Raw genomic sequence first — 5,068 nt, 5'->3', positions numbered from 1 at the left:
GGAACACCGACCACCCCAAACCAATCAGGACGCTTGTACCATTGAGGGTGTCTGACATCGTAGTAAAGGTTAAGGTCAGCGGCGCTAAAAACTAGCTCTGGTTCCCAGTTGGGAGGCTGAAAAGTCAGCAGTAATAACTGAGGTTGTAATAGGTGAAATTCGTCAGGCAAACCGGGTTCAAGTGGATTATCACTAGGTAAATCGTACATCGTCGGCAGGGATTGCCGGGGGGAAAGGGAAGGGTCAGATTGGGGAATGGTGAAGGTAGGTGTAGTCATTTCAGTTATCAGTTATCAGTTATCAGTTACCACTCAGACCTCTCAAACATTGTAACTGTGATTACTGTAGGTCGGGTTGAGGAACGAAACCCAACACCCAATCGCCAAATCTGTCTGAATCGGCGCTCGCTATTTTGACTCTCTCGTTACTCTTTGTTGGGTTTCCTTGCGTCAACCCAACCTACAATAAACTGCTAATTCTAACAGAAAATTACGGTTTTATATTTCGCTGTTTTTGTGCGATTTCTAAAAGCACTTCATCAAGACTAGGCTCAAGGCTTTCTTTAATGTCATCAACCTCGTGTTTATGATGGGGGAAGGTGGCAATCTCAACATGATGGGGTGCATTATCATAACGGAAGATCATAATTTGAGCTTCGTTCATGTAATGATAGCGATATTTTATCTTTGGTATAGTGTCAGTATTTTTTACTTCAATAAAGTCTAAGCGATGATTATTTTCAAAAATAATTGAACCATTAATATAACCTTGACTTGCGTTATAAATTTTCTTGGTCAGTGATAAATATCTCACATTAGGAAATTCTCGAATGGTTTGTTCGATTTGCAAGAAATAGGCTTCAATCATTTTAATTCCTGGAGATTAGCCTCGTTTTGAAGAAGCATTTCATATAGTCCAGACCAAACTATAAAATCCGATTCATCTCCTAAAATACCTTGAGAAAATTGCTGATAAAATTCTGGGGATGTCATTTGATATTGTTTTTCCAGAGCTGCTAAGTCTAATTTTAGATTCAAATTGCTTTTTTGTAATTCGGCAATCTGATAATCAATAATGCTTTGGGCAAATTTTTCTTGATCTTTGATAGAGTTTAAAATCTTTTTAAGGCGTTTTTCTGTTTCAGGCTGAACAGATAGATGAAAATCTAACATAAACTGTCTCATTACCACAAATCAAGCGGGTTTTCATTCTAGCAAGCGTCAGCCCTGGAGGAGAGGAATGTAAATATTTATTAAATTGTAGCTTTTGATACAATGCGGGGGGGAAGTGTGTATTTTGTCTTTGAGCATTCGCTTGTCATTGTTTTGGGTTGCCCTATCGCTTAACCCGAATCGAAATGTCACGCACTCAAACCATTTACCATTAACCCTTTTTTTTTGATGAAATTACAACTCGGCATTCTATCCGGGGTTGCCCTGGCGACTCTGGTAACGGCTGGCGCAGCACAAGCTGCAAGCGTGACTGTCAATAATTTTTCCTTCGAGACACCATCAAACCCTAATTTTTCACCAGTTATTACCGGTTGGACTGTGAGTAGTGGCAACGCGGGGGTTCAGCCATTCAATGCGACTCAATTTACAAGCGGAGTACCCGACGGTTCGCAGGCGGCTCTTATTGCTTTCAATGGTGGATCAATCTATCAAGATGTAGCCGCCACTTATCAAGCCGGAACTCGATACACGCTCAATTTATTCGCAGGTATTCGTCTAGATGAACCGGGCAACTTGACCTTGCCGAACAGTACAATTTCGCTTCGCCGGAGTGATAATAATACCGTTTTGTCAAGTTTTACATTCAATCAGAGTTCCTTTTCGTCAAGAGGAGTGTTCTTATCGTTCAACACTTCTTATCTGGCGGGGATTGCCGATCAGGGTGCGGGAATTCGCATCTCTATTGACCGTCCGAATAATGGGGGGACACAATTAGTTTTCGATAACGTTACACTTAATGCGACTCCTGTTCCCGAACCCTCTAGCCTTCTTGGTTTTATCACCCTGGGCGGTTTAATGCTAGGGGGTGCTGTCCGCAAAGCGAGGAAATAATGCCTACAAGGGAGAGGAGACGCGGGTTTCCTCTCTCTTTTTTTTGTGTTTTTTTTGGTACCTTGGAGAAGTCAGAGCCTACATTTCATCGGGGTTTATTCCAAGCGCTCTGAGCCTTTCAGCCAGCCGGATGGCTTTTTGTTCCGCCTCTTGTTTAGCCAAGCGTTCTTGAGCAGCGATCGCCTCCGCCTCTTGTTTAGCCAAACGTTCTTGAGCAGCGATCGCCTCTGCGTTCATCGCTCTTTCCTCAGCCGTTAGATAGCGATTTCCTGACTGGTCATACCAGTATAACCATTCCCGATACCAAGCAATATGTTCTCCTTTTTCATAACCCAGCGCCAAGCCAATTTCAGGCAACCAAACTCGATGATTCTCACTCTCTAGAAGTTCATATTTGCCTGAGATTAATTTATATACCTCTAATCTTTGTCGGTTTTTAAATCTTCCCCTTCTGCCACTCAAAGGATTGTATATTGCATAATACAGAATCCCCAGGGTTTGGTAATTTAAGAATTTTTCCTCATACTCACTATTATACTTCTCGGAAATTACCTCTAAAAACAAAATCGGTAAGATATACTTTTCTCCCCACAAAATATAGCTTAACCGACCTCTTTCTCCCGTATCATGGTTGACTCCAACCGCTAAGAAACCATCGGGGACAAAAGCTGATTCGTCTGGATTATAATAAACAGCCATATCTACCCCAAAATACCAATCATCTCGACCAGACCAAATTAAAGCTAATAAACTTAGCAGTAGGTTGGGCATATCATTCTGTAACTGATTGTCCACTGGAGTTTCGTCGGAAGAGGGCAATTCTTCGGCGCTGGGAAGAGGGCGATTTTTGTTATAGGTGAGGTTAACCATAGCTCCCGCAAGCGTGGTGTTTGATTACTGCTAATTCTAACGGAAAATTACGGTTTTATATTTCGTTGTTTTTCTGCGATCAAGTCTAAGCGATGATTGTTTTTCCTGGTTGCAAGGCTCTGCCTAATTGTCAACACATTATTCTTAAGATATTATCCAACAAGGTTTTTAGATTTATTCAGCCAGCCCTATTTAATGATCGCTGCCGTTTTCCTGTACCGCTCCTAACTGTTGACGCACATCATCGATCGCTAGATTTAACTGGGCAATTTTATCTTCTAAACTGCGGCGGGCCACTTCCATGCCTTCCTCTGGAGTCAAGCGCCCATTGCGGCTCTCCTCCAAAAAAGCTTGATTATCCCCATCTGCTAAACCGCGACGGCCGCGATTAGCCAACACTGTCCCCAAAACACCGCCCACTAAACCACCGACAATCGCACCGGCTAAAAAACCGCCCGTAAACCCATCTCGCTGACTCATAATCCCTTTTTCTCCTAATAGGTTCCAAAAGCTCGATCGCCGGCATCACCCAATCCCGGCACGATGTAACCGCGGCTATTTAATCCTTCATCGATAATAGCCGTATAGATGTTCAAGCTGGGATAATTTTGACTCAATTTCTGTAAAGCCGGCGGGGCAGCCACCACGGAAATCAGGCGAATCAGGGCAGGATCAACGCCTCTGCCGGTAATTTCTGCCATTGCCAGGGAAATTGATCCCCCCGTGGCTAACATCGGTTCCAGAATTAAGACTCTCGTGGCCGGATCAAAACTGGCCGGTAATTTATTTAAATAACAACTCACCTCCAGGGTTTCCTCATTTCTGGCCAAACCGAGGTGATAGGTACTAGCTAGGGGTAAAAGGCTTTGGGCCCCTTCCAACAGGGCTAATCCTGCCCTTAAAATCGGAACTACGGCGATCGGTACGCTAGGATCGATAAAAGTAGCGGCACATTCCGCTAGAGGGGTTTTAACGCTAGTTTCCAGGGTCGGCAACCATTGCCGCGCCGCTTCGTAGGTTAACCAGCGCCCTAGTTCCGTCATCGCCGTTTTAAACAGTACCGAGGGGGTATTTTGATCGCGGGCGATCGCCAGCCAATGCTTAACCAGAGGATGTTCGGGAACGTAGACCCGCAGTTGTAATACCATGAAAACACTAGAACTCGATCGAGGGCTAAACTTTATCTTAAGCGAAAAAGCCTTCAGGAGTCAGTGATCAGTGATCAGTAATCAGTAATCAGCTTTTTTCTCCCTATCTCCCCATCCCCCAACCCCACTTCCCACACCCCTAAAACCCAACCCCCAAAACAGAGGTTAAAATAAAAGCAAGCCAGAAGCTTGCGAGCGGCTTCTGACTTGGGGAGTTTTAACGACGACGGGTTCTTTGTCGTCTCCGGGCTACTGCTTTACGCTTTCTCTTTTCTTGAGGGGTTTCAAAAAATTGATGCTTTTTGATATCCGCATAAATTCCCGCTTTCGCTACCTGTCGCTTAAAACGACGCAGGGCTGATTCGATCGCCTCGTTCTGACCAACTACCACTTGGGTCATTAACCTAATTCACCTCCTGTAATCGCTCTCTGCCTAAAAAATGCCAACTTCTCATTATAGCACAATCTAGGGTAAAAAGCGATCCAAGGCGGCCTTTAATTCTTCAATTTCTGTCTCGATACTACCTTCCTGGGCAGCCCGGGCAATACATTCGCTCAGATGTTCGTCGAGGATCATTCTGGCGACGCGATCAATCGCCCCGCGAATAGCGGCAATTTGCATCAAAACTTCGGGACAGGGACGATTTTCTGATACCATCGTCTTGATGCCGCGAATATGTCCTTCGATGCGCGAGAGACGGTTAATAATTTGCTTCAGGGAAGCTTCGCTATGGACGTGGGGAGTCCCTTTTGACTCGTGGTCATGGCCCGTCTCGTCGTGGTTGTGAAGGGGGTCGAAAGGGGTAATTTGATTAGTCAAGACCTTACCGTCAATTCAGTTCTACTCTCTAGTGTGCCACAGTTGCGAACCGCTCAACTAAACTTACTCAAACTTACTTAAAAGCCTGAAAGCTTAGTCATTCGTAGTGGGTCAAGCACTACAGGATTAAACGGCAAACCCTTTATTCCCTGGTCAATGACATCAGG

At 44.6% G+C, this 5,068-nt stretch carries 8 protein-coding genes and 1 pseudogene; 1 reads left to right on the top strand and 8 read right to left on the bottom strand.

Annotation, left to right across the window (positions count from 1 at the left end):
* From EWV68_RS00225 to EWV68_RS00215, 3 genes and pseudogenes are all read right to left on the bottom strand, one after another.
* Window positions 1–278, bottom strand: a pseudogene (locus EWV68_RS00225) (Uma2 family endonuclease); the annotation flags it as partial.
* A gap of 211 nt (window positions 279–489) precedes the next feature.
* Window positions 490–867, bottom strand: coding sequence for a toxin-antitoxin system TumE family protein (locus EWV68_RS00220; protein WP_061433159.1), 378 nt, complete (start codon window positions 865–867; stop codon window positions 490–492).
* Window positions 864–1,172 carry a hypothetical protein gene (locus EWV68_RS00215; RefSeq protein WP_061433160.1) on the bottom strand — a complete coding sequence of 103 codons (309 nt, stop codon included), beginning with the start codon at window positions 1,170–1,172 and terminating at the stop codon, window positions 864–866. The genes EWV68_RS00220 and EWV68_RS00215 overlap by 4 nt, the downstream gene beginning before the upstream one ends.
* A 228-nt stretch (window positions 1,173–1,400) precedes the next feature.
* Here EWV68_RS00215 and EWV68_RS00210 point away from each other — a divergent pair, with 228 nt between their 5' ends.
* Window positions 1,401–2,063, top strand: coding sequence for a PEP-CTERM sorting domain-containing protein (locus EWV68_RS00210; RefSeq protein WP_287168426.1), 663 nt, complete (start codon window positions 1,401–1,403; stop codon window positions 2,061–2,063).
* A 78-nt stretch (window positions 2,064–2,141) separates the two neighbouring features.
* Here EWV68_RS00210 and EWV68_RS00205 read toward each other — a convergent pair whose 3' ends face one another.
* The 5 genes from EWV68_RS00205 to EWV68_RS00185 all read right to left on the bottom strand — a co-directional run bounded on the left by EWV68_RS00205 (window position 2,142) and on the right by EWV68_RS00185 (window position 4,901).
* Window positions 2,142–2,933 carry a Uma2 family endonuclease gene (locus EWV68_RS00205; RefSeq protein ID WP_287168425.1) on the bottom strand — a complete coding sequence of 264 codons (792 nt, stop codon included), beginning with the start codon at window positions 2,931–2,933 and terminating at the stop codon, window positions 2,142–2,144.
* A gap of 192 nt (window positions 2,934–3,125) precedes the next feature.
* Complete coding sequence (locus tag EWV68_RS00200) at window positions 3,126–3,413, bottom strand: ssl2009 family thylakoid membrane protein (RefSeq protein ID WP_002798884.1); 288 nt, start codon at window positions 3,411–3,413, stop codon at window positions 3,126–3,128.
* Window positions 3,414–3,427: 14 nt separating this feature from the next.
* Window positions 3,428–4,081, bottom strand: a complete 654-nt coding sequence (upp, locus tag EWV68_RS00195) for a uracil phosphoribosyltransferase (RefSeq protein WP_061433163.1) — start codon at window positions 4,079–4,081, stop codon at window positions 3,428–3,430.
* A 217-nt stretch (window positions 4,082–4,298) separates the two neighbouring features.
* On the bottom strand, window positions 4,299–4,481 hold the full coding sequence (gene rpsU, locus EWV68_RS00190) for a 30S ribosomal protein S21 (protein ID WP_002738938.1): 183 nt from the start codon (window positions 4,479–4,481) through the stop codon (window positions 4,299–4,301).
* Window positions 4,482–4,547: 66 nt separating this feature from the next.
* Window positions 4,548–4,901: a metal-sensing transcriptional repressor gene (locus tag EWV68_RS00185; RefSeq protein WP_002781887.1), complete on the bottom strand. Its 354-nt coding sequence runs from the start codon at window positions 4,899–4,901 to the stop codon at window positions 4,548–4,550.
* Window positions 4,902–5,068: the final 167 nt, after the last annotated feature.

This window comes from Microcystis sp. M_QC_C_20170808_M9Col (assembly GCF_007095495.1).
GTDB lineage: Bacteria > Cyanobacteriota > Cyanobacteriia > Cyanobacteriales > Microcystaceae > Microcystis > Microcystis aeruginosa.
Note: the sequence above shows the minus strand (reverse complement) of the source record. Positions and strands in the feature narration are given on the sequence as shown.

Coding starts and splice junctions, on each gene's coding strand:
- EWV68_RS00220 (WP_061433159.1), bottom strand. CDS start 867: ATGATTGAAGCCTATTTCTTGCAAATCGAACAAACCATTCGAGAATTT.
- EWV68_RS00215 (WP_061433160.1), bottom strand. CDS start 1,172: ATGTTAGATTTTCATCTATCTGTTCAGCCTGAAACAGAAAAACGCCTT.
- EWV68_RS00210 (WP_287168426.1), top strand. CDS start 1,401: ATGAAATTACAACTCGGCATTCTATCCGGGGTTGCCCTGGCGACTCTG.
- EWV68_RS00205 (WP_287168425.1), bottom strand. CDS start 2,933: ATGGTTAACCTCACCTATAACAAAAATCGCCCTCTTCCCAGCGCCGAA.
- EWV68_RS00200 (WP_002798884.1), bottom strand. CDS start 3,413: ATGAGTCAGCGAGATGGGTTTACGGGCGGTTTTTTAGCCGGTGCGATT.
- upp (WP_061433163.1), bottom strand. CDS start 4,081: ATGGTATTACAACTGCGGGTCTACGTTCCCGAACATCCTCTGGTTAAG.
- rpsU (WP_002738938.1), bottom strand. CDS start 4,481: ATGACCCAAGTGGTAGTTGGTCAGAACGAGGCGATCGAATCAGCCCTG.